The organism is Cupriavidus sp. C2SS-8b (genome assembly GCF_057073745.1).
Genome location: NZ_CP172717.1, coordinates 2,122,541 through 2,144,635, shown reverse-complemented (window position 1 = coordinate 2,144,635; position 22,095 = coordinate 2,122,541). Strand labels below are relative to the sequence as shown.

Genomic DNA, 22,095 nt, shown 5'->3' with positions numbered 1-22,095 from the left:
ACGCGAAGAAAAACCCGCTTCCGGCGGGTTTGGATGCTGGTTGGACCAAGCGACTGGCAGCAACCAAGCGGCGTCTGATTGTCTTAATTGTAGTGTTCGAAATGGACAGTATCGCGACGCAACATAATTAAATGCTGAAATAAGCAGGCTGCAACACAACTCATGCTCGTCGGGCGAAAGCCCCCTCTAAAGAGCGACGAAAAGTGCTGCGTAAATACCGCCTACGGCGAACAAGGCCCCTGCAAGCGCAAGGTAATACCGCCTTCCGTGCAGTGGCGGATGAGAATGGAAGTGATGAACGACAGGCTTCATGTCAACTCCAGTGCCCGCGCCAGCATCTGGGCGATATGAAGCGCCTGCGCGCCCGCGTGGTGCCGGATCTGCAGGCGGCAACTGAAGCCGTCAGCCACGACCATCGTCTGGGCGTCTTTCGCCAGGATGCGCGGGATCAGGGTCCGCTGGGCGCAAGCATCCGATACCGCCTGTTTTTCCGGCAGGAATCCGAACGACCCAGCCATGCCGCAGCAACCCGAATCCAGCACGGTATGGGCGACGCCGAGCGCGCGCAGTACCTGTTCTTCCCCGTCGCCCTTCCAGAGCGAGCGATGATGGCAATGCAGGTGGACGAGCGCGCTGCCTGACAGCGTACGCAGGCCGCGCAGGGAATCCTGCTGGCACAGGAAGTCGGGCAGCAGGAACGCCTGCCGGCGCAGGCGCATGGCTTGTTCGTCGCCGCCGAGCAGCTCGCGCATTTCCTCGTGGAACACGGACAGGCAGGCGGGTTCCAGCACCACCACCGGCGTACCGCGGCGGATATCGTCGGCCAGCATGTCCAGCACGCCGCGCAGATAGGCACGGGCCCGGTCCAGCATGCCGTACTCGTAGAGCGGCCGGCCGCAGCACACCGGCTCGCGCGGGATATGCACATCGTGTCCCGTGGCTTCCAGCACGGCGACGGCGTCGCGCGCGATCGCCGGCTCAAAGGCGTTGGTGAAGGTGTCCGGCCACAGGATCACGCGGCGCCCGTACGGAGCCGGGCGCGGCCGCGTGGCGAACCAGTCGCGGAACGACTGGTTCGCCACGCGCGGAATCTCGCGTTCGCTCGCCACGTTGGCCAGCTTGTGCGCCGCCTGCGAGAACAGCGGCGCATGCGTGAGCAGGTTGGCGAGGCCCGGGGCATGAAGCCCCATCCGCGCCCACCGGTCGACCAGGCCGAAGGCAAAGGCTTCACGCGGCCGGTGCCGGCGTTCGTAGTAATGCGCCATGAATTCGGCACGGTAGATCGCCATGTCGACGTTCACGGGACATTCGCCCTTGCAGCCCTTGCAGGACAGGCAGAGGTCGAGTGCATCATGCACGGCCTCCGAACGCCAGCCGTCCTGCACCACCTCGCCCTTCAGCATCTCGAACAGCATGCGGGCACGTCCGCGCGTCGAGTGCTTTTCCTCGCCCGTCGCCATATAGCTCGGGCACATCACGCCCTTGTTCTTGCGGCACTCGCCCACGCCGACGCAACGCAGCATTGCCCGCGGGAAGCTGCCGCCGTCCGTCGTGTAGTGGAAATAGACGGGCTGCTCAGGCGGGTTGTAGTCCGTCCCGATCCGCAAGTTCTGGTCGACATGAAATGGATTGACGATCTTGCCGGGGTTCATGCGATTGAGCGGGTCCCAGATCTGCTTGAACCTGCCGAAGGCGCGCATAAGCCGTTCGCTGTACATGATCGGCAGCAGGTCGGCTTTCGACTGCCCGTCGCCATGCTCGCCGGAGATCGAGCCGCCCAGGCTCACGACGAGGTGCGCCGCATCATCCAGGAAGCGCCGCCAGGTCTCGATGCCTTGCGCCGTTTCCAGGTCGAAGTCGATGCGCGTATGCACGCACCCCTGGCCGAAGTGGCCGTACAGCGCGCAGGCATAGCCGTATTGGTCGAACAGCTCGCGCAGGCGGCGCAGATACTCGGCCAGGTGCCGCGGCGGCACGGCCGAGTCTTCCCAGCCTTCCCAGGTAATCTTTTGGTTCGGCACGTGCGCGGTGGCGCCGAGGCCGGATTCCCGCACGCGCCAGATCAGTTGCTCTTCGCCGGGGTCGTCGAACAGCTTCATCGAAGGCGGGTCGCCGCCGGCCTTCAGGGCATCCATCAGCTTTTGCGCGCGGCCGTCGGCCTGCGCCTTGTCGTCGCCGCCGAATTCCGCCAGCAGCCAGCCGTTGCCTTCCGGCAGCAGCGCCACATCGTCGGGGTGCATGTGCAGCGCCTTCATGTCGCCGATCAGCCGGTCGTCCATGCCTTCCACTGCAATCGGGCCGGCGTCCATGACGTCCAACACGTGGTCGGCGGCGTGATACACGTCCGGATAGCCGAGCGCGATCAGCGTGCGCGCGCGCGGGCTGTCCATCAGCCGCAGCTTGGCCTCCAGCACGACCACGCAGGTGCCTTCGGTACCGACCAGCGCGTGGGCGATATTGCCGCCGTACTCGGGCAGCAGCGCTTCCAGGCTGTAGCCCGAGACGCGTCGCGGAATCCGCGGCATGTGTTCGCGGATCTCGTCCTGGAAGTCATCGCGCAGCGTGCGCAGGTGCCGGTAGATCTCGCCCACGCGGTCGGTCCGTGCGGCCAGCGCGTCCCACGCCTGCGGCGTGGTCGCGCCGACGGTCAGCCGGGTGCCGTCGTAGGTCAGGATGTCGAGTTCGATCACGTTGCGGATGGTTTCGCCGCCCATGACCGAATGCGGCCCGCACGAGTTGTTGCCGATCATGCCGCCGAGCGTATTGTGCGTATGCGTGGCGGGGTCCGGCGCGAACGTCAGGTGATGGCGTTCGGCGGCATCGCGCAGGCGGTCCAGCACCACGCCCGGCTGCACGCGCGCGGTCTTCTCCTGCGGATCGATGGCAAGGATGCGGTTCAGGTACTTCGAGAAGTCGAGCACCACCGCGACGTTGCAGGTCTGCCCGCACAGGCTGGTGCCGCCGCCGCGCGACAGCACGGGCGCGCCGTGCCGCCGGCACAGGGCCACGGTATCGATGACGGCCTGCACACTGCGCGGTAGCACCACGCCGACAGGCACCTGCCGGTAGTTCGATGCATCGGTCGCATAGAGCGCGCGGCTGCCCGCGTCGAAGCGCACTTCGGCGTCGACGGTATCGCGAAGGTCTTGCTCCAGCGCGGCGAAGGTTTCGCCGGGGCCGGTCTCTAACAGGCCAGGTGGCATCGTGCATCCCCTTCCTTGAAGTGCAGCCCGAGCCCGGGCCGGTCGGCATGCGGATGGAGACTGCCGTCGCGCAGTGCGGGGATGCCGTCGAAGTACCGTTGTTCGATCTGCGCATGATCCTCGAACACTTCGACGTGGATGGCCGCCGAAGCCGCGCAGCACAGGCTCGCGTGCAGGGCCGGGGCGCAATGGCTGGAAAGCGGGACGTGAAAGGCTTCGCAAAGATTCACCGCGCGCAGCCAGCCCGTGATGCCGCAGCGCGTCGCGTCGGCCTGCAGGACATCGACGCAGCGCGGTTCCAGCAGCCGCCGGAAATCGTCGCCGGTAAAGCCATACTCGCCGGCCGCTACAGCCACCCCAGGGGGCGTGTGCTCGCGCACTTCGCGCAGGCCCGAGATATCGTCGGAGGACACGGGTTCCTCGAACCACGAGATATCGGACTGTGCAAACCGGTCCGCCATGTGCAGCGCCTGCGCGACCGTGTAGGCGCCATTGGCATCGACGAACACTTCGACGTCCGGCCCGACCGCGTCGCGCATCGTGGCGACGCGCGACGGATCGTCGGCCGGGTGGCGTCCCACCTTGATCTTGACGCGCGTAAAGCCGGCATCGCGCCAGGCGCGCCCGGTCTCGCGCAGTTGCGCGGGCGTCAGGCTCGTGAAGCCGCCGCTCGCATAGCCGGGAATCGACGTGCGCGCCGCGCCGAGCAGCTGCATCAGCGACACGTCGAGCAGCCGCGCCTTCAGGTCCCACAGCGCGATGTCGACGGCGGAGATCGCCTGCGCGCACAGGCCCGAAACACCGAGATTGCGCACCGCCCCGGTCATCGCGCGCCAGCTGGCGTTCGTGGCCATCGCATCGGTGCCGAGCACGCGCGGCACGAGGATCTGCGCAATGATCGGTATGACCGCCTGGTCGGAGTACCCATACCCGCAACCGCGGACGCCGCCGGCCGTGGCATGCACGACCACCAGCGTGGTGTGGTCCCACTCCAGCGTGCCGTCGGATTCCGCGGCGGGTAGCGGAATCCGATAGGCCCGGGCTTCGACGGACCGTATCGGCGCGGGGCGGGCGTGCGTCACGGCGTGGAGTCCTTCTCGGCGTGCCGCTTCGACGGCGCCGTCAGCGATTCCCACACCTGCCGGAAGGTGGCGCGCAAGGTGCCGCCCGCATCGGCGTCGCCATGCAGCATGGCGGATAGATAGGCACGCGCCTCTTTCACCGAAATATGCGGTGGCAGCGGTGGCACATTGGGGTCCGTGACCATTTCGAGCACCGTGGGCACGGTGGCGGCCAGTGCCTGGTCCAGGGCCGGGCCGATCGACTCGGGCCGGTCGACGCGAATGCCCTGCAGGCCGAGCAGCTGCGCGAACGCGGCATAGCCGAACGGCGGCAGGTCCTGCGACGCGGCAAACTTCGGGTCGCCTTCCATGACGCGCTGCTCCCACGTGACCTGGTTCAGGTCGCCGTTGTTCAGCACGATGATAGTCAGCGACCCGCCCGACCAGCGCTTCCAGTCGCGCGAGATCGTGATCAGCCCGTTGATGCCGTTCATCTGCATGGCCCCATCGCCGGCCATCGCGATCACGGGCCGGTCCGGGTGCGCATACCTGGCGGCAATCGCATACGGCACGGCAGGGCCCATGGTCGCGAGCCCGCCGCTGAGCGATGCCATCATGCCGCGCCGTATCTTGAGGTCGCGCGCATACCAGTTGGCCGCGGAGCCCGAGTCGCAGGTCAGGATGCAGCCGTCGGGCAGCCGCTCGGACAGTTCCGTGAAGACGCGCTGCGGGTTGATGGGCTCCGCCTCGGCGGCCGCGCGCTGTGCCAGCACCTGCCACCACTCGGCCACGTTGTGCTCGACCTCCTGCTGCCATGCGAGCGGCTGCTGCTTGAGCAGCGGCAGCAGTGCGCGCAACGTGGCGGCGCTGTCGCCCTCCAGGCAGATTTCCATCGGGTAGCGCAGGTTCAGCATGCGCCCGTCGATATCGATCTGGACCCCGCGTGCCTTGCCCTCCGCGGGCAGGAACTCGGAGTACGGAAAGGCGGAGCCCACCATCAGCAAGGTGTCGCAGCCGTTCATGAGTTCCCAGCTTGGCTTGGTGCCGAGCAGGCCGATGCTGCCCGTGACGAAGGGCAGGTCGTCGGGTACGGCGGCCTTGCCCAGCAGGGCCTTGGCCACGCCGGCACCGAGCCGCCGCGCCACCTCGATGACTTCATCGGTGGCCTGCAACGCGCCGGCGCCCACCAGCATCGCCACCTTGCTGCCCGCGTTGAGCACCTCGGCGGCCCGGCGCAGGTCCGGTTCCTGCGGCACCTTCGCGCGCGCCGTGTAGCCGATGCCGGTATGCACGGTGCCGTGCTCGCGCGGCGGCACCGGCACCGCCGCCAGTTCCTGCACGTCGTTCGGGATGATGATGCACGTGACCGTGCGCCGCTCGATGGCGATGCGCATGGCGCGGTCCACCAGGTGGCGCATCTGCGCGGGATCGCTCGCCATTTCCACGAAGTCGCGCGCCACGTCCTTCATCAGCGTGGTCAGGTCGACTTCCTGCTGGTAGTCCCCGCCCAGTGCCGCGCGCTTCTGCTGGCCGACGATCGCCACTACTGGCTGGTGGTCCATGCGCGCGTCATACAGGCCGTTGAGCAGGTGGATCGCGCCGGGGCCCGATGTGGCCAGGCAGACGCCGGCCTCGCCGGTGAACTTCGCATGGGCGCAGGCCATGAAGGCGGCCAGTTCCTCGTGGCGCGCCTGCACGAATTCGGGCTCGTTGTCGGCACGGCCGAACGCGCCCATCAGGCCGTTGATGCCATCGCCGGGATAGCCGAATACGCGCCGCACGCCCCATTCGCGCAGGCGCTTGAGCACGAAGTCAGAAACGGTCATTGCCATGGTTTGCCTCCGTCGTCTGTGACACAGCCATGCATCACGCATGCCGGTTCCCGGCCGTCCCCACGCGTGCTCCGCGCAGCGCATCCGCCGCAGCGATGTCCCGGCGCGCGCCGCGTAGAAAGTGCGCATTCCGGTAAGGATTGCAAGCGCTGTTGGCGCGATGTGGCGAACAAGCGGACCGCGCATGCAGCGCAAGGCATCCGGCGCAACGCATCACGGTGGGATATATCTTGCGTGCGGTGGCGGTATTGCCTGAGGAAGTAATTCACCGATGCGCAGCCAGTTCGCGACGCCCGGAAAGCGCCTTTCTCCCGCCCGTTGCGTGGTCATCACCGGCGCCTCGGCCGGGATCGGCCGCGCCACGGCGCGCGCGTTCGGCCGTCTCGCGTGGCGCGTGGGCCTGCTCGCGCGTGGCCAGGACGGGCTGCAGGCGGCGGCAGCGGAGGTCGAGCGCAGCGGCGGCGTGGCGCTGCCGATCGTCGTGGACGTGGCGGACCATGATGCCGTCGAGCGTGCCGCGGCGAGAATCGAAGCCGAACTCGGGCCGATCGATGTCTGGATCAACTGCGCGATGGCCACCATCTTCTGCCGCGCCGACCGGATTGCCCCGGTCGACTTTGTCCGGGCGACCCAAGTGACGTACCTGGGCGCCGTGTGGGGCACGCTGGCCGCGCTGGGGCGCATGAAGACGCGCGACCGCGGCGTGATCGTCCAGGTGGGCTCGGCACTGGCCTATCGCTCGATCCCGCTACAGGCGCCGTACTGCGGCGCGAAGAGCGCGCTGCGCGGCTTTACCGATTCGCTGCGTTCGGAACTGATCCACGACGGCAGCCACATCCACCTGACCATGGTGCACCTGTCGGCCTTCAATACGCCGCAGTTCGACTGGGGCCGCACTTGCATGGACCGCCAGCCACAGCCCGTGCCGCCAATCTTCCAGCCGGAGCTGGCGGCCGACGCCATCGTCTGGGCGGCGCTGCATCATCGCCGCGAATCGTGGGTGGGCTGGCCCGCGGTGCAGGCCATTATCGGCACGCGGCTGATCCCGGGCCTGCTCGATCGCCTGCTGGCCTGGCACGGCTTCGATGCGCAGCATACTGACCAGCCGCTGCCACGCAACCGGCCCGACAATCTGTACCAGCCTGTCAGCGGCGACCATGGCGCGCACGGCAGGTTTTCCGATCGTGCCGCGCGCAGCAGCGTCCAGTGGTGGCTCGATACCCATCGCTGGGTGCTGGTGGCCTTCGTGCTCGTGGTGATCGCCGCGATCGTCATGACCGCGCTGGCCGTGGCCTGGCTCGTGCGCAGCCGCTAGCGGGCCGATGACGAAGCAGGAGAATGCACATGCTCAGCGATACCGAATTCCGGCAACGTGTCAGGCAGATGCTGGCGGACGTCCCCGTCGACGCGCGCCGCGCATGGAGCCAGGCGGAACTCACCACGTGGTGGAACACAGTCTGCATCCAGGACGATGCCCTGGCCGGATGGCGGCCGGCCGGCGACGAATTGCCCACGGCCGTGCTCTGGCGTCTTTGCAACGACCTGGTCGGGCCACACGCGGCGGAAGGGCCCTAGCGTCCTAGCGTCCGCTGGAGGCGCGCGGCGGCAGCTGCCACGCCGCGGGCACCTTGGCGCGGCTCGCGTAGTCGCCATGCGCCAGCACGAAGAGGATCGCGAGGATCGCCACCGGCACCGCGCAGGCAATCCGCAGCAGCACGCTGGCGCGGGCCAGGTGCATGAAGAAGACGGCGACCAGCATGGCCTTGATCGCCGCGATGCCGAGGTTGATCACGAGGTTCCACGGGCCGAGGCGAAGGAAGGCCGTGCCGACGGTAATGGCCAGAAGCCCCATCAGGCTCGCCCAGACAACGAGCTGATGGCGCGTTTCGGGTTGCATCGTGCGATGGCTGGCGGACTTCATGGACCGCTCCTTCCCGGCAGGTAGAGCAAAGGGAACAGGAATAGCCAGACCATGTCGACAAAGTGCCAGTACAGGCCCACGATCTCCACGCGCCCCGAATGAGCTGGGTCGGCCGCCAGAGGCCGGCGCTGCTGCATCGCCAGCGCGAACGTCACCACCAGGCCGATGCCGATGCACAGGTGGATGGCGTGCAGGCCCGTCATGGCGTAGTAGAGCAGGCGGAACATCTGCCCGGTCGGCCCGCCAGCACCGGAGGCATTGGCCGGGACAAAGCCGGCGGCGATGTCCTTCGCATACTCCCACGCCTTGATGACCAGGAAGGCTAGTCCGAGTGCCGCGGTGGCCCACAGGCAGCGCACGGCGGCACGCTGGCGACCGTCCCGCGCGGCCGATACCGCCATCGCCATGGCGAGGCTGCTGGTCATCAGGACGAACGTATTCAGCGTGCCGAGCAGCAGCTCGGTGTGCCGCGCGGCCAGCGCGAGCGAGGCCGGGTCGGTCGAGCGGACGAAGTAGTAGCCGACGAAGAGCGGGCCGAAGAACATCAGCTCGGTGCCCAGGAAGATCCACATGCCGAGCCGCGCCGCCACCGCCTGCTGGCCGGTGCTGTCGAACTGGAACGGCGGGGCCCTCATTGCGGCGTCTCCTTGCCCGAGACCGGATCGTAGAGATAGGCGTCGCACTGCACCTTCGGCACCTGCGTGAAGTTGCGCGTCGGCGGCGGCGACGTGGTCTGCCATTCGAGCCCCGTGGCCTGCCATGGGTTGGCCGGCGCCCGCTCGGCGCGGAACAGCGAATGGATCAGGTAGACCAGCGGCATCAGGTAGCCGATCGCCAGGATCGACCCCCCCGCGGACGACAGGATATTGAGCACCTGGAACTCGGGCGGATAGGCGTGGTAGCGGCGTGGCATGCCCTCGAAGCCGAGCAGGAACTGCGGGAAGAAGGTCAGGTTGAAGCCGAAGAAAATGACCACCGCCGCGACGCGTGCCCAGGTCTCGGGATAGCGGCGGCCCGTCATCTTGGGCCACCAGAAATGCAGGCCGCCAAGATAGGCCATGACCGAGCCCCCGACCATGATGTAGTGGAAATGCGCGATCACGAAGTAGGTGTCGGTCAGGTGGACGTCGAGCGCCAGTGCGGCCAGGACCAGCCCCGTGAGGCCGCCGATCGTGAAGAGACCGACAAAGCCGAGCGCATACAGCATCGGCGCGGACAGGCGGATGCTGCCCTTGTAGAGCGTGGCGGTCCAGTTGAAGACCTTGATGGCCGAAGGAATGGCCACCAGGAAGCTCAGCAGCGAGAACGTCACGCTGGCCTGGTACGACTGGCCGCTCACGAACATGTGGTGGCCCCATACCATGAACCCGAGGCTGGCGATGCCGACGATCGCCCACACCATGGCGCGGTAGCCGAACACGGGGCGCCGCGCGAAACACGGGATGATCTCGCTGGCCACGCCCATCGCGGGCAGGATCATGATGTACACGGCGGGGTGCGAGTAGAACCAGAACAGGTGCTGGAAAAGCAGCGGGTCACCGCCCAGCGCCGGGTCGAAGATGCCGATATGCGCTAGCCGCTCCAGCGCCACCAGGCACAGCGTCATGGCCAGCACCGGCGTGGCCAGCACCAGGATCAGGCTGGTGCCGTAGGCCGCCCACACGAACAGCGGCAGGCGCAGCCAGGTCATGCCGGGCGCGCGCAGCGTATGCACGGTGACGATGATATTGAGCCCGGTCAGGATCGACGAGAAGCCGGTGACGAACACGCCGGCCAGCGTCATCACCACATGGCTGTTCGAGAACATGGTCGAGTACGGCGTGTAGAAGGTCCAGCCGGTATCGACGCCGCCGGCGATCATCGCGCCCAGCGTCAGCAGGCCGCCAGCCACGTACAGGTACCAGCTCGCCAGGTTCAGGCGCGGAAACGCCATGTCGCGCGCGCCGATCATCAGCGGCACCAGGAAATTGCCCAGCACCGATGGAATCGACGGGATCAGGAACAGCCAGACCATGATCACGCCATGCGCGGTGAACAGGCGGTTGTAGGTGTCGGCCTGCATCAGGTGCCCCTCCGGCGTGACCAGGTTCAGCCGGATCAGCGTGGCGGCGGCGCCGCCGATGAAAAAGAACAGCGTGATCGACGCCATGTACAGCCATGCAATGCGCTTGTGGTCCGTCGAGCCGAGCCAGGACCCGAGCGAGAAGCCGTCGCCCAGGTAATCGGGTTCGGCCACGGTGCTGGCGCGTTCAGCGACCTGGGCTTCCATTGGCGGCTCCTGTGGTGCGCAGGTATTCGATGATGGCGACAATGTCTTCCTCGTCGATCTGGCCCTGGTAGGTCGGCATGATGGGCGCATAGCCGGCGACGATGTCCTTGCGCGGGGTCAGCATCGCGTCGCGCACATAGGCCGCGTCGGCAACCACCGTGCGGCCGTCCTGCAGCGTGACCGTGCTGCCCATCAGGTGGTCCAGGCGCGGCGCCTGCACCGTCGCGCCGGCGTCATGGCAGGCGGCGCAGCCCAGGCGCTGGAACAGCGCACGGCCCCGCGCCGCCGTGGTTTCCGGGCCCACGTCCGTATCGAGCCAGCGCGCGAACTCGGCGGGCGGCATCACCACGATGCGTCCCTGCATGGCGGCATGGTCGGTGCCGCAGTATTCGGCGCAGAACAGCCGGTACACGCCCGCGCGCGTGGCGGTGAAGCGCAGCGTGGTGTAGCGGCCCGGCACCACGTCCTGCTTGATGCGGAATGCCGGCACATAGAAGCTGTGGATCACGTCCTGCGAAGTCATCGTCAGCTGCACGGCCTGGCCCAGCGGGACGTGCAGTTCATTGATCTCGCGCTTGCCGTTGGCGTGCTCCAGCTTCCACATCCACTGGCGCGCCACGACGGTGACGGGCAGCGCGCCCGCGCTCTCGCGCGCGAGCAGGGTGTAGTCATGCGCGCCCCAGGCGAAGATGCCCAGGAAGATCAGCAGCGGGATCGCGGTCCAGGCAATCTCCAGCGGCTTGTTCGACAGCGGCGGATGGCTGCGGTCCGCCGGACGGCGCTCGTGGTAGCGGATCACGGACCCGGCGATCAGCACCAGCACCGCCAGCGCGACCACGGCCAGCAGCGCGGTCAGCGACAGCATCAGGGTGTCATAGCGCCCGGCCGCCAGCGACGCGCTCTCGGGCAGCAGGTGGAAGCTGCTGTTCATGATGGGCGCCGCCGTTTGTGCCACAGCCTGTGCCACAGCCACCAGCCGGCCAGCGTGGCGAACGCGCCCAGGAACAGTGCGCGGATGCCATCGAGGATCGTCACCGTGTAGCGTCCGGTGCGCGGGTCGAAGTGGACGCAGCGCATCAGCCATTGCTGGGTGAGGGAGCCAACCTTGCCGGCCCGTGCCTGCTCGATGGCGTGGCGCAGCGCCGGGGCATCGAACCGCACGCCACTGAAGGCCTGGACAATGCGGCCGTCCGTCGTCAGCACGACGAAGCCGGCCGGATGCGCGATCTCGCCTGACCCGGCGACCCGCGACGCGCGCAGGCCGATGGCCTGCATCAGCGCGCCGATCGCCGCGGCGTCGCCGGTCAGCATATGCAGGTTGCCGCCGGACGCCGCGACCAGCGCGCCATAGCTCTGCTTCTTCGCGGCCGCGACAGACGCGGTTTCGCCGCTGTCGATGCTGAACGCGACCACGCGCCACGCGCCGCGCGGCAGGCGGGCCTGCGCCAGCGATTCGAGCACGCCATCCATGACGGTGCTGCACAGGTTGGCGCAATGGTAGTAGCCGGGTACCAGAATCACTGGCCGATCCGCGGACAGGTCGCGCAGGCGCGCCGGTGCGCCGTCGTCGTCGCGGAAGACGAGGTCGAGCGGCACCTGCCGGCCCGGGACGGGCGCGAACGCCATGTCGGGCGGAGCAGGAAGCGCGAGCGGGCCGGCCTGCGCGCACAGCGCGAGGCAGGCGGCCGGGAGCATGCCGAGCCACGGGCGTGTCATGGCGCCGGCTCCGGTGCGGGCGCGGCCATCAGTGCCATGGCCCGCTCCACGGGGATACGTGCGATGCCCGCGCGCTGATCGACCCAGCCCCAGCCGTTCAGCACGCTTTGCTTCTCCGCGTCGTAGCGCTCGCGTTCGGATTGCGGCGCGCTCTGCGATAGCGGCAGCGTGGCCTCCGGCGTGGTTGGCGCGGGCGTGTTGAGCCGGCCCACGGGATTCAGGTGACGTTCGTAGATGCCGCCCAGCAGGAGCGCAAGCGCAATCGAGACGAGCAGGACCGCCGCGCCGGTCAGCACGGCACGCAGGCTCACATGGCGGGCCTGGCGGACGCGGCTCATGTCTGGCCTCCGGCGCCGGTCGAGGGCAATACCAGCCAGAATGCGTTCAACGCATGCATGACGAGCAGCGATGCCGCCACCGTGGCCAGCATCGCGGGCGAGCGCTTCAGGCGCCGCGACAGCAGCGCCAGCATCGGCAGCACGAAATGGCCGAGCGCCAGCGCCCACGCCAGCACCGGCCACAAGCCATGGCGGCGCACCAGGTACCAGGCGGTCTCATGGGGGAGATCCTCCGCCCAGATGATCAGGTACTGCGTGAACGCCAGGTAGGCCCAGGTGATGACGGCTGTCAGCAGAAGGTTGCCCAGATCCTGAAGCACCTGCGGCGCGGCGCCGTGCCGCGCGGCCAGCCAGGTGCCGAAGGCCAGGCCGGCGCAGGCTTGCCCGGTGGCCAGCAGCAGGCCGAAGACGCTCGAATACCAGAGCGGCATCAGCGACATGATCCAGTCGACCGCCGCGATGCTCACCGTGATGCCATAGACGATCAGCGCCACCGCGGCGAACCGTGCCGAGCGCGTCCAGCGCGCGGAGCGGCTCATTGCCGCCAGCACGATCCAGATCGCGAGCACGGCCACGCCGCGCAGCACGAAGCCCAGCGGTGTCAGCCACATCGACTTGAAGGTGGCGTCGCCGGCGGCGATTTCATGCGGCCAGCGCCGGACGCCCAGCGCGGCGTCGGCGGCCCAGGGATACAGGATGGTCGTGCCGGCCAGCACGGGCACGAACAGCAGCGCCAGCAGCCAGGTATGGCGCGCCAGGTCCAGCAGCGGCGCGCGCAGCGCCTCGCCCCAGGCGCCGCCGCTGAGGTTGTGGATCCAGACCATGGCCAGCCCGCCCAGCACGATGCCGATGCAGCACCACCATGCGCACAGGTACAGGGCCAGGATCGTCGCGACGACGTGCGTGCTCATGGTCGCACTCCGTTGTCCAGGTGCCGCAGGTCGTCGGCCGTCAGGCGCGCGGCGGACGCATGCTGGCTCAACTGCAGGGCGCGGATGTATGCCACCACGGCGCGGCGGTCTGCCGGCGGCAACTGCGCGGCATAGGGCGCCATCGGGCCGCTGCCATGGGTGATCGCGTCGTACAGCCGCGCGTCGGTGGCGCTGCGCAGCGCGTCGCTGTGGAACGACGGCGGATGCGGGAAGCCGCGCCGGACCACCATGCCGTCACCGTCGCCGGTCGGGCTATGGCAAGGCGCGCAATGGATCTCGTAGCGCGAGCGTCCGCGCTGCAACTGCTGCAGCGTGAGGGGCGCGCGATGTTCCGCGCCGGGCCAGTCCTGGTCCCTGCCGCTCGACATGGCGGCGAAGGGGCCGCCGGGCACCGGTACCGAATGGTCGGGACGCGGGCGCGCGGAAGTGCCATCGGCAAAGCGGTCGCTGCGGGCGAACGGCTTGTACTTGGGCTGGTCGTACATGTCCTGGCGGGCGCGTTCGCACGCGCCGAGCGCGGCCAGCATGCACGTGGCGGCGACGTAGCGGAGCAGGCGCAGCGGCATCATTGGGGCACCTCGCTCACGCGCAGCGGCGCGGTCGCGGCCAGCAGCTCGCGGGCCGCCGTGGCCTGCGCAGCTTCCGGACGGATGCAAAGGAAGAAGCGGTACCGCGACGCCTGTTCGAAATCGGGCGCGTCGAACAGCGGATGCCGCAGCCGTGGCAGCCGGTTCGCCACCAGCATGCCGATCACCGTGGCCAGCGCCGCGCCCAGTATCGTCAGCGAGAACGTCACGGGCACGAACATCTGCCAGCTTCCGGCCGGGCGGCCACCGATATTGACCGGGTAATCGATCACCGCGGCATACCACTGCAGCAGGAACCCGCCAAGCCCGCCGCCCAGCCCGCCGAGCAGGCAGATCAGCGGCATGCGGTCGGTCGCCATGCCGATCGCTTGCGCCAGCCCCTCGACCGGATACGGCGTGAACGCTTCCAGGTGCGTGAAGCCGGCCGCGCGCGCGCGTTGCGCCGCGGCGAGCAGGGCGGCGCCGGTGCGGTATTCGGCCAGCACGCCGTAATGGTTCATTGGGTTCATTGGGGTCATGGCCGCTCCTTTGCGCTGGCAAGGACCAGCTCGCGCATCTCGGCGATCGAGATCACCGGCAGGCAGCGGATAAAGACCAGGAACAGCCAGGCGAACATCGCGATGGAGCCCGCCAGCATGATCCAGTCCCACCAGGTCGGATAGAACATGCCCCACGACGACGGCAGGAAATCGCGGTGCAGGCTCGATACCACGATCAGGAACCGCTCCATCCACATGCCCGTGTTGATGACCAGGCTCAGCACGAACAGCGCGAGCGGGCTGTGCCGCACGCGGCGCCACCACAGGCACTGCGGCGCGAGCACATTGCAGGTCATCATCGCCCAGTAGACCGGCGCATACGGGCCGGTCCAGCGGTTCTCGAACAGGAACATCTCGTAGCGGTCGCCGCTGTAGAACGCCGTGAAGATCTCGCTGGCGTAGCCATAGGCGACGATCAGGCTCACGGTCAGCATGATCTTGGCCGCATTGGCCAGGTGCCGCGTGGTGATGAAATCCTCCAGCCCGTACATGCGCCGCAGCGGAATGGCGATGGTCAGCACCATGGCGAAGCCCGAGAACAGCGCGCCGGCGACGAAGTACGGCGGAAAGATCGTCGAGTGGTAGCCCGGGGTGTTGCCGATGGCGAAGTCGAGCGACACGATCGAATGCACGGCGATCACCAGCGGCGTCGCCAGTCCGGCCAGCAGCAGGTAGGCGCTTTCGTAGCGCGCCCAGTGGCGTGCGTCGCCGCGCCAGCCCAAGGCCAGCACGGCATAGGCCTGGGCCGTGCGGCGCCGGCCGCGCAGGCACGCGCGGTCGCGCAGCGTGGCCAGGTCCGGGATCAGGCCGACATACCAGAACAGCAGCGAGACGATCAGGTAGGTGCCGATCGCGAACAGGTCCCACACCAGCGGGCTGCGCCATTGCGGCCAGACGTTCATGACGTCGGGGTAGGGCACCAGCCAGTAGAAGAACCAGGGCCGGCCCAGGTGCAGGATCGGGAACAGTCCGGCGATGGCGGCGGCAAACAGCGTCATGGCTTCGGCGAAGCGGTTCACCGAGGTGCGCCACTGCTGCCGGAGCAGCAGCAGGAACGCCGAGATGAACGTCCCCGCATGGCCGATCCCGATCCACCAGACGAAGTTGCCGATGGCAAAGCCCCATGCCACCGGAATATCGACGCCCCAGATGCCCACGCCTTTCACGAACAGCCACGCTGTCCCGCCGATGAAGACGGCCATGCCAGCAAAGGTCAGCAGGAACGCGCTGAGCCAGGGCCACCGCACCGGCCGCTCCAGCACCAGGCCGGCGATCTTGTCGGACACGCTGGCATAGCCCCAGCCCGGCCGCAGCACGCCGATGTCCTTTGAAACAGGCGGCGGGTCGGAGGGGGACGCGACGGATCGGTCTGTCATGGTCAGGCCAGCGCATCGTCGGGATTGATCACCAGCGCCGCATAGCTGGTGCGCGGCCGGGTGTTCAGCTCGGCCAGCAGGTCGAAGTTGCGCGGCCCGCGCTTGAGCTGGCTGACCACGCTGTCGGGATCATTGAGGTTGCCGAACGCGATCGCCCGGGTCGGGCAGGCGGCCTGGCACGCGGTCACCACGTCACCGTCGCGCAGCGGCTGGCCGAGCTTCTCGGCCTCGAGCCGCGCGCGCGTGATGCGCTGCAAGCAATACGTGCATTTCTCCATCACGCCGCGGCGGCGCACGGTGACCTCGGGGTTGTAGGCCGGCGGGGGCCGGTCGTCGCCCTGGTTGCTGTATTGCAGGAAGTTGAAGCGCCGCACCTTGTACGGGCAGTTGTTCGAGCAGAAGCGCGTGCCGACGCAGCGGTTGTAGACCTGCACATTGAGCCCGGCGCTGTCGTGCACCGTGGCGCCGACGGGGCAGACCAGCTCGCACGGCGCGTCCTCGCAATGCATGCACGGGACAGGTTGGAACACGCTGCGCGCCGCGTGGCCGGTAGTGTCGTGCGCATCGTCGTAGCGGTCGACGCGGATCCAGTGCATGACGCGGCCGCGCATGACCTGGTCCTTGCCGACGACGGGTATGTTGTTTTCGGCCTGGCAGGCGATGGTGCAGCCATTGCAGCCGATGCAGGCGTTGAGGTCCACGGTCATGCCCCAGCGTTCGGTCGGATACGGCCAGCGCGGATAGAGCGATGGCGCGGCCGGCGTGGCCTGGGCGAAGCGGGGATCGCGGCGATAGGCGTCCACGGTGGCGAGCGGGGCGACCTCGCGCCCCGCCATCGAGGTTTGCGTCTGGACCAGCGCGAATACATGGCGCTGTCCGGTCGCTTCGACGGCGATCTCGTGCGGACCGTGAACCGTACACAGCGCATACGCGTCAAAGCCTACCCCGTTGCCGACGCGTCCGGCATGGCGACGGCCGTAGCCAAGCGGCAGCGTCATGACGCCTTCTGCGTGGCGGGGCATCACCCATACCGGCGCCTCGATCGGGTGGCCTTGTCCATCCACGCGATGGATCGCGACCACGTCGCCGGTGGACAGGTGCCGCGCGCGTGCCGTGAGCGGCCCCATCAGCGCGGCGTTCTCCCAGGTGTGCCGCGTCAGCGCGCGCGGCAGTTCCTGCAGCCACGCGTTATTGGCCAGCTCGCCGGCATCGGTGGCGGGATCGGGCATGAAGCGCGCAACGAGTACGGGCGCGTGGAATGGCGGCGGGGCGATGGGCTGGCGCATGTCTGCCGTCGCGGCGGGTGCTGCCGTGCCGGGGATGACGCCGGTCCGCAATGCCTGCTCCCAGAAGGCTTCGAAGTCGGTGGATTGGTGCGTGCGCCAGAACGCGCGTACGAGGTCGTAGCCCGACTGGCGTGCGTCGATGGTGGCCGACAGCAGCTCGTGCGCGGAGCGGCCGTCATTGAGCGGCTCAATCACGGGCTGGACGATCGACGCGGTGCCGTCCCAGGCGCGCACGTCGCTCCAGCGCTCCAGGTCATGGGCCATGGGCGCATGCCAGGTGGTCAGCCGCGCGGTTTCATCGCGATAGAGGCCCATGTGCGCCGACCACGGTACGTGTGCGAGTGCCGCGTTGAAGCCGGTATCGCAGGGCGCGTCATAGGCGGGATTGGCGTCGATCACGAGCAGCGCGGAGACCGCGCCGGCCCGCATGGCGTCGGTCAGTGCGCCGATCGAATGCGCGTCGCCTGGCGGCCGCCTTGGCGTGCCGGTGATCGTGCGCACCGATTTGCCGAGATTGCCGAGCCGGGCGTTGAGCCGCCAGACCAGCGCCCGTGTCGGGGCGGACAGGTTGTCGCCGGCCACCACCAGCGAGCTGCCCGGTGGCGCGTCTTCGAGACGCGGGGCCAGCACGGCGAGCCAGCGCCGCGCGGGTCCGGACGCGGGCTCGGGTGTGTCCGCCGCAACGCCGACACCGAGCCTGCGCGCGAGCGACCAGGCCAGCCGCTCGATCTCATGCGGCGGCAGCGCCAGCCGGTTGTCGGCGATTTCGCCGGTCAGTGTCGGCGACGACTCGATCGCGTAGAGTCGGCGGGCCAGCGGGGGCGCCACGCCGCGGCGGTCCGCCATCAGGTCGTGCGCGACGCGCACGGCGGACGGGCCGTGGCCGATCAGGTCGGCATCCAGTGTCACGATGGTCGTGGCGGGAGCGGGATCGATCACCAGGTCGATGTTGTCGCCGAACGCCAGGCGGACTGCCGCATCGTCGCCATGGAGCGGGTCATGCACGTGCCAGCCGGCCTTCGGATAGCGCTCGAGCCATCGTGCAATCTGCGCGGCCAGTGTTGGGGAGCCCACGTTGCCGGTCAGCAGGCGCAGACCTTTCCCGCCGTTGTCGCGCCACTGGACGCGCTGTGTGGCCAGCCCCGCGTCGAACGCGGCCCAGCTCGTCAGCGCGGTGCCGCGATACGGTGCCTGGCTGCGGTCGGGGTCCCAGAGCTGCAGCACGGCGGCCTGGTCGAACGGATGCGTGGCGCCGAGGCTGGCGGGGTGGCGCGGGTTGCCCTCGATCTTGGTCGGGCGGCCCATATTGGTTTCGACGAGCACACCGCTGCCGTAGCCGTGGCGCGTGAGCGCGGTGGCATAGAAGAGCGGCCTGCCGGGCACGATGCCTTCGGGCATTTGCACGTAGGGGACGATGGTTTCGGCTGGCGGGCCGCTGCATGCCGCGCCGGCCAGCGCGGCGGAAGCCGCCATCGTCGTGCGCAGGAAGTGTCGGCGCGAGGGGCTGCGCGGCGCATCGGCCGGTTCCTGCACGGGGACGATCGGAATCACGGGGGCGGGCTTCATCGATGACAGGTGGAACAATCGGTGAGTCGTCGCGTGTCCTGCAGGTGATACATCTTCTGCAGCATGGCGATGTCATCGGCGGAAAGCGGGGCGCGGTCACGCATCGTGACGATATCGGTGGGGGCATGCAGATGGCGGATGGGGTCGCGGTGGCAGGCAAGGCACCACTGCATGTCGAGCGGTGCGACGCGGCGCGTCAGCGGCATCTGGTCCACGCGTCCGTGGCATTCCTGGCAGGCAACGCCCTTGGCGATGTGGATGCTGTGGTCGAAATAGACGAAGTCGGGCAGGTCATGCACGCGGGTCCAGGCCAGCGGGCGGTTTTGCCGGAGGCTGTCGTGCAGCGGCGCGAGCATCGGCGCGTCGCGGAACAGCACGCTGTGGCAGGTCAGACATACGCTCGTGGCGGGCATGCCCGCGAAGGCCGACGTTTCCACCGACGCGTGGCAGTAGCGGCAATCGATGCCGTCATCGGAAACGTGATGCTTGTGGCTGAAGGGGATGGGCTGCGCGACGGGTTCCTGCATTTCGATCTGCGGCGCCATGGACCAGCGGGCCATCCCGAGGGCTGCGGCGACAAGCACTACCGCGCCGAGGGCCAGCAGCTTGAGGACAAGCAGCTCCGAGCGCGTGAAGGTTTGCGCCATGGCGTTTTTCTTGGTGGCAAAACGGATTGTTTGTTGCAAGGGGGATGCCAAGGATTTGGGGGTGTCTTTGGCAAGGACTGGGGGTGTCGTGCTTGGCAGGCGCCGCTGTTTCGCCGGCGTAGCCGGCGAGTCACTTTTTGTCCGAGCGACAAAAAGTAACCAAAAAGCGCGTTTACTTGCCCTAACGGGCGAATATTGATCGTAGTGTGCTGAGGGTGTTGTACGGGTATGAGCTTCAGAGCGTGCCCGGCTGCCTGCCGCATGGTGCGCGTCCGCAAGCAGGCTCTCGGGCAATGATTGAACGAGCCCTGAACCTGTCCGTGGCCCCTGCTTCCACCGTCATCGCATCATCGCCTTCGGCTGCTACGCAGCTCACTAGTCGGTTAGTCAGGGGCATCAGCGGCGCTGGCGACGGTGCTTCCGTTACCCGCTTTTTTTGGCTTTTACTGAGCCGCGCAGCAGCCGTAGGCGATGATGCGATATCGCGGGCAGTGTCGGGCCACGGACAGGTTCAGGGCTCGTTCAATCATTGTGGGAGAGCCTGCATACGGACGCGCACCATGCGGCAGGCAGCGGGGCAGACTCTGAAGCGAGTACCCGTACGAAATTCTCCGCACACTACGATCAATATTCGCCCGTTAGGGCAAGCGACGCGTTTTTTTGGTTACTTTTTGTCGCTCGGACAAAAAGTGACTCGCAGGCTACGCCTGCGAAACAGCCGCGCGTGTCAAGAGCGACGACCCAGTCATAACCACAACCCCACCCGCATGTAGCCTTTACCTCCGCAGCCCCGATTTTCCAGAACCGCTTGCAATGCTCTCCCCCAACTGAGACCACCCCGACCATCCCGCATCCCAATCCCAAAGTGCCCCCGGCGCTATACTGGCAACCTCCCTTCAGGAGGACGACCGCTTGCCCGACCCCGATCTCTCCCGGCTGAAAATCGACCGCGGCCCGCGCGCCGCCCCGCCGCGCAGGCGCCGGTGGCTGCCCATCATCGTCGGCGCTGTTCTAATTGCAATCGCGGCCGCCGTGGCCTACAAACTGGCCGGCCCAACGGCAGTTGAAACCGTGACGGTTTCCACCGCCTATCCCTCCCAGAACTACACCCTTCTAAATGCCACCGGCTACGTCGTCCCCCAGCGCAAGGCCGCCGTGGCGTCAAAAGCGCAAGGCCGGCTCGAATGGCTGGGCGTGCTGGAGGGTTCGCACGTGAAGAAGGACGAGATCATCGCCCGTATCGAAAGCCGCGATGTCGGCGCCACGCTCGCCCAGGCCACCGCGCAGGTGAAGGTGGCGCAAGCCAACCTCGACCTGCAACAAGCCGAACTTCGCGATGCCGAAGTCAACCTGCGCCGCTCCGAACAACTACTCGGTCCGAAGGCCATCTCCGCCCAGCAGTACGACGCCGATCTCGCGCGTTTCAGGAAAGCCCAGGCATCGGTGGCGAATTCGCGCGCAGCCATCGTCTCCGCACAGGCCAATGCCCAGGCCGCTCAGGTAGCCGTCGACCAGACCATCATCCGCGCACCGTTCGACGGCGTGGTGCTGATCAAGCATGCCAACGTCGGCGACAACATCACCCCGTTCTCGTCGGCATCCGACACCAAGGGCGCCGTGGTGACCATTGCCGACATGGACACCCTGGAAGTCGAAGCCGATGTCGCCGAATCCAATATCGCGAAGATCCGCGCGGACCAGCCCTGCTTGCTGCAACTCGATGCGCTGCCCGACGTGCGCTTCGCAGGGCAAGTTTCACGCATCGTGCCGACGGTCGACCGCTCCAAAGCAACCGTGCTGGTCAAGGTCCGCTTTGTCGATCGCGACCCGCGCGTGCTGCCCGATATGAGCGCCAAGATCGCGTTCCTGTCCAAACCGCTGGCAAGTCAGGACCGCAAGCCCGTGGTAGCCGTGCAGCTTGCCGCCATCGCCACGCGCGACGGACGCAAGGTGGTGTTCGTGGTGCGCGACGGCAAGGCGCATGAGACCTCGGTGACGACCGGCGAACCCATCGGCGAACTGGTGGCCGTCAGCGGCGTGGCCGCCGGCGCTACGGTGGTGCGCTCGCCCGGCGACAAGCTGCGCGACGGCGCCCGCGTGACGGCAGGGAAGAAGTAACGTGGAGACCGCCCCGCTCGTCCGCATCCGCCATGTCGCCAAGTCATACCGGCGCGGCATGCAGACCGTGCCGGTCCTGACCGACATCACCCTCGATATCGCCGAGGGCGATTTCATCGCGCTGATGGGACCGTCCGGCTCCGGCAAGAGCACGCTGCTGAACCTGATCGCGGGCATCGACCGACCGGACAGCGGCGAACTGCTCGTGGCCGGGCAGGACATCACGCGCCTGGCCGAATCGGAACTCGCGGCGTGGCGCGCGGCCAACGTCGGCTTTATCTTCCAGTTCTACAACCTGATGCCGGTGCTCACCGCGTTCGAAAACGTCGAGTTGCCACTGATGCTGACGCGCCTGTCGCGTGCCGAGCGGCGCGCGCGCGTGGACATGGTCCTCGGCATGGTGAACCTGGCCGACCGCATGGACCACTATCCGTCGGAACTGTCCGGCGGGCAGCAGCAGCGCGTGGCCATCGCCCGCGCGCTGATCACCGACCCTGTGCTGATCGTGGCCGACGAACCGACCGGCGACCTAGACCGCAACGCCGCCGCGGACATCCTGGCCATGCTGCAGCGGCTCAACCGCGAAGCCGGCAAGACCATCATCATGGTCACGCACGATGCCCACGCCGCCAACGCGGCCCGCTCGATGGTGCACCTGGAAAAGGGGGAACTGAACCATGGCAACAGCGCCTGACCGGCACTGA

General features: G+C 67.8%; 19 protein-coding genes. 4 read left to right on the top strand and 15 right to left on the bottom strand.

Features of this window, described 5'->3' with window-relative positions; translation table 11 throughout:
• Positions 1 to 308: 308 nt before the first annotated feature.
• Genes ACIGJB_RS26725 through ACIGJB_RS26715 form a run of 3 tightly spaced genes read right to left on the bottom strand, consistent with a single transcriptional unit; the run spans position 309 to position 6,096 of the window.
• On the bottom strand, positions 309 to 3,203 hold the full coding sequence (locus ACIGJB_RS26725) for an FAD-binding and (Fe-S)-binding domain-containing protein (protein ID WP_483732982.1): 2,895 nt from the start codon (positions 3,201 to 3,203) through the stop codon (positions 309 to 311).
• Positions 3,185 to 4,285 (bottom strand): enolase C-terminal domain-like protein, encoded by a 1,101-nt coding sequence (locus ACIGJB_RS26720; protein WP_483732981.1) that lies wholly within the window; start codon positions 4,283 to 4,285, stop codon positions 3,185 to 3,187. The genes ACIGJB_RS26725 and ACIGJB_RS26720 overlap by 19 nt, the downstream gene beginning before the upstream one ends.
• Entirely contained in the window at positions 4,282 to 6,096 is a 1,815-nt protein-coding gene (locus ACIGJB_RS26715) for a thiamine pyrophosphate-requiring protein (protein ID WP_483732980.1), read from the bottom strand. The genes ACIGJB_RS26720 and ACIGJB_RS26715 overlap by 4 nt, the downstream gene beginning before the upstream one ends.
• Positions 6,097 to 6,367: 271 nt before the next feature.
• Between ACIGJB_RS26715 and ACIGJB_RS26710 the strand changes: the two genes are divergently transcribed.
• Complete coding sequence (locus ACIGJB_RS26710; RefSeq protein ID WP_483732979.1) at positions 6,368 to 7,411, top strand: SDR family oxidoreductase; 1,044 nt, start codon at positions 6,368 to 6,370, stop codon at positions 7,409 to 7,411.
• 29 nt (positions 7,412 to 7,440) lie between these two features.
• Positions 7,441 to 7,671, top strand: a complete 231-nt coding sequence (locus tag ACIGJB_RS26705; RefSeq protein WP_483732978.1) for a hypothetical protein — start codon at positions 7,441 to 7,443, stop codon at positions 7,669 to 7,671.
• Positions 7,672 to 7,675: 4 nt separating this feature from the next.
• On the opposite strand, the gene ACIGJB_RS26700 is transcribed toward ACIGJB_RS26705, so the two are convergent.
• The 12 genes from ACIGJB_RS26700 to ACIGJB_RS26645 are packed head-to-tail and all read right to left on the bottom strand — an operon-like array spanning position 7,676 to position 19,273.
• The gene (locus tag ACIGJB_RS26700) at positions 7,676 to 8,017 is read right to left on the bottom strand and encodes a cytochrome C oxidase subunit IV family protein (protein WP_483732977.1); all 342 of its coding nucleotides are present in this window, start codon (positions 8,015 to 8,017) and stop codon (positions 7,676 to 7,678) included.
• A complete protein-coding gene (locus tag ACIGJB_RS26695) occupies positions 8,014 to 8,652 on the bottom strand; it encodes a cytochrome c oxidase subunit 3 family protein (protein WP_483732976.1) in 639 nt (212 codons plus the stop codon). Before ACIGJB_RS26695 ends, ACIGJB_RS26700 begins: the two co-directional genes overlap by 4 nt.
• A complete protein-coding gene (gene ctaD / locus ACIGJB_RS26690) occupies positions 8,649 to 10,286 on the bottom strand; it encodes a cytochrome c oxidase subunit I (RefSeq protein ID WP_483732975.1) in 1,638 nt (545 codons plus the stop codon). Before ctaD ends, ACIGJB_RS26695 begins: the two co-directional genes overlap by 4 nt.
• Positions 10,267 to 11,217, bottom strand: a complete 951-nt coding sequence (coxB, locus tag ACIGJB_RS26685) for a cytochrome c oxidase subunit II (protein WP_483732974.1) — start codon at positions 11,215 to 11,217, stop codon at positions 10,267 to 10,269. Before coxB ends, ctaD begins: the two co-directional genes overlap by 20 nt.
• Positions 11,214 to 12,002, bottom strand: coding sequence for an SCO family protein (locus ACIGJB_RS26680; protein ID WP_483732973.1), 789 nt, complete (start codon positions 12,000 to 12,002; stop codon positions 11,214 to 11,216). Before ACIGJB_RS26680 ends, coxB begins: the two co-directional genes overlap by 4 nt.
• A complete protein-coding gene (locus ACIGJB_RS26675; RefSeq protein WP_483732972.1) occupies positions 11,999 to 12,340 on the bottom strand; it encodes a hypothetical protein in 342 nt (113 codons plus the stop codon). The genes ACIGJB_RS26680 and ACIGJB_RS26675 overlap by 4 nt, the downstream gene beginning before the upstream one ends.
• On the bottom strand, positions 12,337 to 13,251 hold the full coding sequence (locus ACIGJB_RS26670) for a hypothetical protein (protein ID WP_483732971.1): 915 nt from the start codon (positions 13,249 to 13,251) through the stop codon (positions 12,337 to 12,339). Before ACIGJB_RS26670 ends, ACIGJB_RS26675 begins: the two co-directional genes overlap by 4 nt.
• Positions 13,248 to 13,841: a c-type cytochrome gene (locus ACIGJB_RS26665; protein ID WP_483732970.1), complete on the bottom strand. Its 594-nt coding sequence runs from the start codon at positions 13,839 to 13,841 to the stop codon at positions 13,248 to 13,250. Before ACIGJB_RS26665 ends, ACIGJB_RS26670 begins: the two co-directional genes overlap by 4 nt.
• Positions 13,838 to 14,377: a DUF3341 domain-containing protein gene (locus tag ACIGJB_RS26660; protein ID WP_483732969.1), complete on the bottom strand. Its 540-nt coding sequence runs from the start codon at positions 14,375 to 14,377 to the stop codon at positions 13,838 to 13,840. The genes ACIGJB_RS26665 and ACIGJB_RS26660 overlap by 4 nt, the downstream gene beginning before the upstream one ends.
• Positions 14,374 to 15,774, bottom strand: a complete 1,401-nt coding sequence (gene nrfD, locus ACIGJB_RS26655) for an NrfD/PsrC family molybdoenzyme membrane anchor subunit (protein ID WP_483732968.1) — start codon at positions 15,772 to 15,774, stop codon at positions 14,374 to 14,376. The genes ACIGJB_RS26660 and nrfD overlap by 4 nt, the downstream gene beginning before the upstream one ends.
• Before the next feature lie 2 nt (positions 15,775 to 15,776).
• Complete coding sequence (locus ACIGJB_RS26650; protein ID WP_483732967.1) at positions 15,777 to 18,626, bottom strand: 4Fe-4S dicluster domain-containing protein; 2,850 nt, start codon at positions 18,624 to 18,626, stop codon at positions 15,777 to 15,779.
• Positions 18,623 to 19,273, bottom strand: coding sequence for a cytochrome c3 family protein (locus ACIGJB_RS26645; protein ID WP_483732966.1), 651 nt, complete (start codon positions 19,271 to 19,273; stop codon positions 18,623 to 18,625). Before ACIGJB_RS26645 ends, ACIGJB_RS26650 begins: the two co-directional genes overlap by 4 nt.
• A 912-nt stretch (positions 19,274 to 20,185) precedes the next feature.
• Here ACIGJB_RS26645 and ACIGJB_RS26640 point away from each other — a divergent pair.
• Both ACIGJB_RS26640 and ACIGJB_RS26635 read left to right on the top strand, forming a co-directional pair.
• Entirely contained in the window at positions 20,186 to 21,391 is a 1,206-nt protein-coding gene (locus tag ACIGJB_RS26640) for an efflux RND transporter periplasmic adaptor subunit (protein ID WP_483732965.1), read from the top strand.
• A gap of 1 nt (position 21,392) precedes the next feature.
• Positions 21,393 to 22,085: an ABC transporter ATP-binding protein gene (locus ACIGJB_RS26635; RefSeq protein ID WP_483732964.1), complete on the top strand. Its 693-nt coding sequence runs from the start codon at positions 21,393 to 21,395 to the stop codon at positions 22,083 to 22,085.
• The last annotated feature ends 10 nt before the right edge of the window (positions 22,086 to 22,095 follow it).

Excerpts from the sequence above, each read along its gene's own strand:
- ACIGJB_RS26725 (WP_483732982.1), bottom strand. The coding sequence starts at position 3,203 with ATGCCACCTGGCCTGTTAGAGACCGGCCCCGGCGAAACCTTCGCCGCG.
- ACIGJB_RS26715 (WP_483732980.1), bottom strand. The coding sequence starts at position 6,096 with ATGGCAATGACCGTTTCTGACTTCGTGCTCAAGCGCCTGCGCGAATGG.
- ACIGJB_RS26710 (WP_483732979.1), top strand. The coding sequence starts at position 6,368 with ATGCGCAGCCAGTTCGCGACGCCCGGAAAGCGCCTTTCTCCCGCCCGT.
- ACIGJB_RS26705 (WP_483732978.1), top strand. The coding sequence starts at position 7,441 with ATGCTCAGCGATACCGAATTCCGGCAACGTGTCAGGCAGATGCTGGCG.
- ACIGJB_RS26700 (WP_483732977.1), bottom strand. The coding sequence starts at position 8,017 with ATGAAGTCCGCCAGCCATCGCACGATGCAACCCGAAACGCGCCATCAG.
- ACIGJB_RS26695 (WP_483732976.1), bottom strand. The coding sequence starts at position 8,652 with ATGAGGGCCCCGCCGTTCCAGTTCGACAGCACCGGCCAGCAGGCGGTG.
- ctaD (WP_483732975.1), bottom strand. The coding sequence starts at position 10,286 with ATGGAAGCCCAGGTCGCTGAACGCGCCAGCACCGTGGCCGAACCCGAT.
- coxB (WP_483732974.1), bottom strand. The coding sequence starts at position 11,217 with ATGAACAGCAGCTTCCACCTGCTGCCCGAGAGCGCGTCGCTGGCGGCC.
- ACIGJB_RS26680 (WP_483732973.1), bottom strand. The coding sequence starts at position 12,002 with ATGACACGCCCGTGGCTCGGCATGCTCCCGGCCGCCTGCCTCGCGCTG.
- ACIGJB_RS26675 (WP_483732972.1), bottom strand. The coding sequence starts at position 12,340 with ATGAGCCGCGTCCGCCAGGCCCGCCATGTGAGCCTGCGTGCCGTGCTG.
- ACIGJB_RS26670 (WP_483732971.1), bottom strand. The coding sequence starts at position 13,251 with ATGAGCACGCACGTCGTCGCGACGATCCTGGCCCTGTACCTGTGCGCA.
- ACIGJB_RS26665 (WP_483732970.1), bottom strand. The coding sequence starts at position 13,841 with ATGATGCCGCTGCGCCTGCTCCGCTACGTCGCCGCCACGTGCATGCTG.
- ACIGJB_RS26660 (WP_483732969.1), bottom strand. The coding sequence starts at position 14,377 with ATGACCCCAATGAACCCAATGAACCATTACGGCGTGCTGGCCGAATAC.
- nrfD (WP_483732968.1), bottom strand. The coding sequence starts at position 15,774 with ATGACAGACCGATCCGTCGCGTCCCCCTCCGACCCGCCGCCTGTTTCA.
- ACIGJB_RS26650 (WP_483732967.1), bottom strand. The coding sequence starts at position 18,626 with ATGAAGCCCGCCCCCGTGATTCCGATCGTCCCCGTGCAGGAACCGGCC.
- ACIGJB_RS26645 (WP_483732966.1), bottom strand. The coding sequence starts at position 19,273 with ATGGCGCAAACCTTCACGCGCTCGGAGCTGCTTGTCCTCAAGCTGCTG.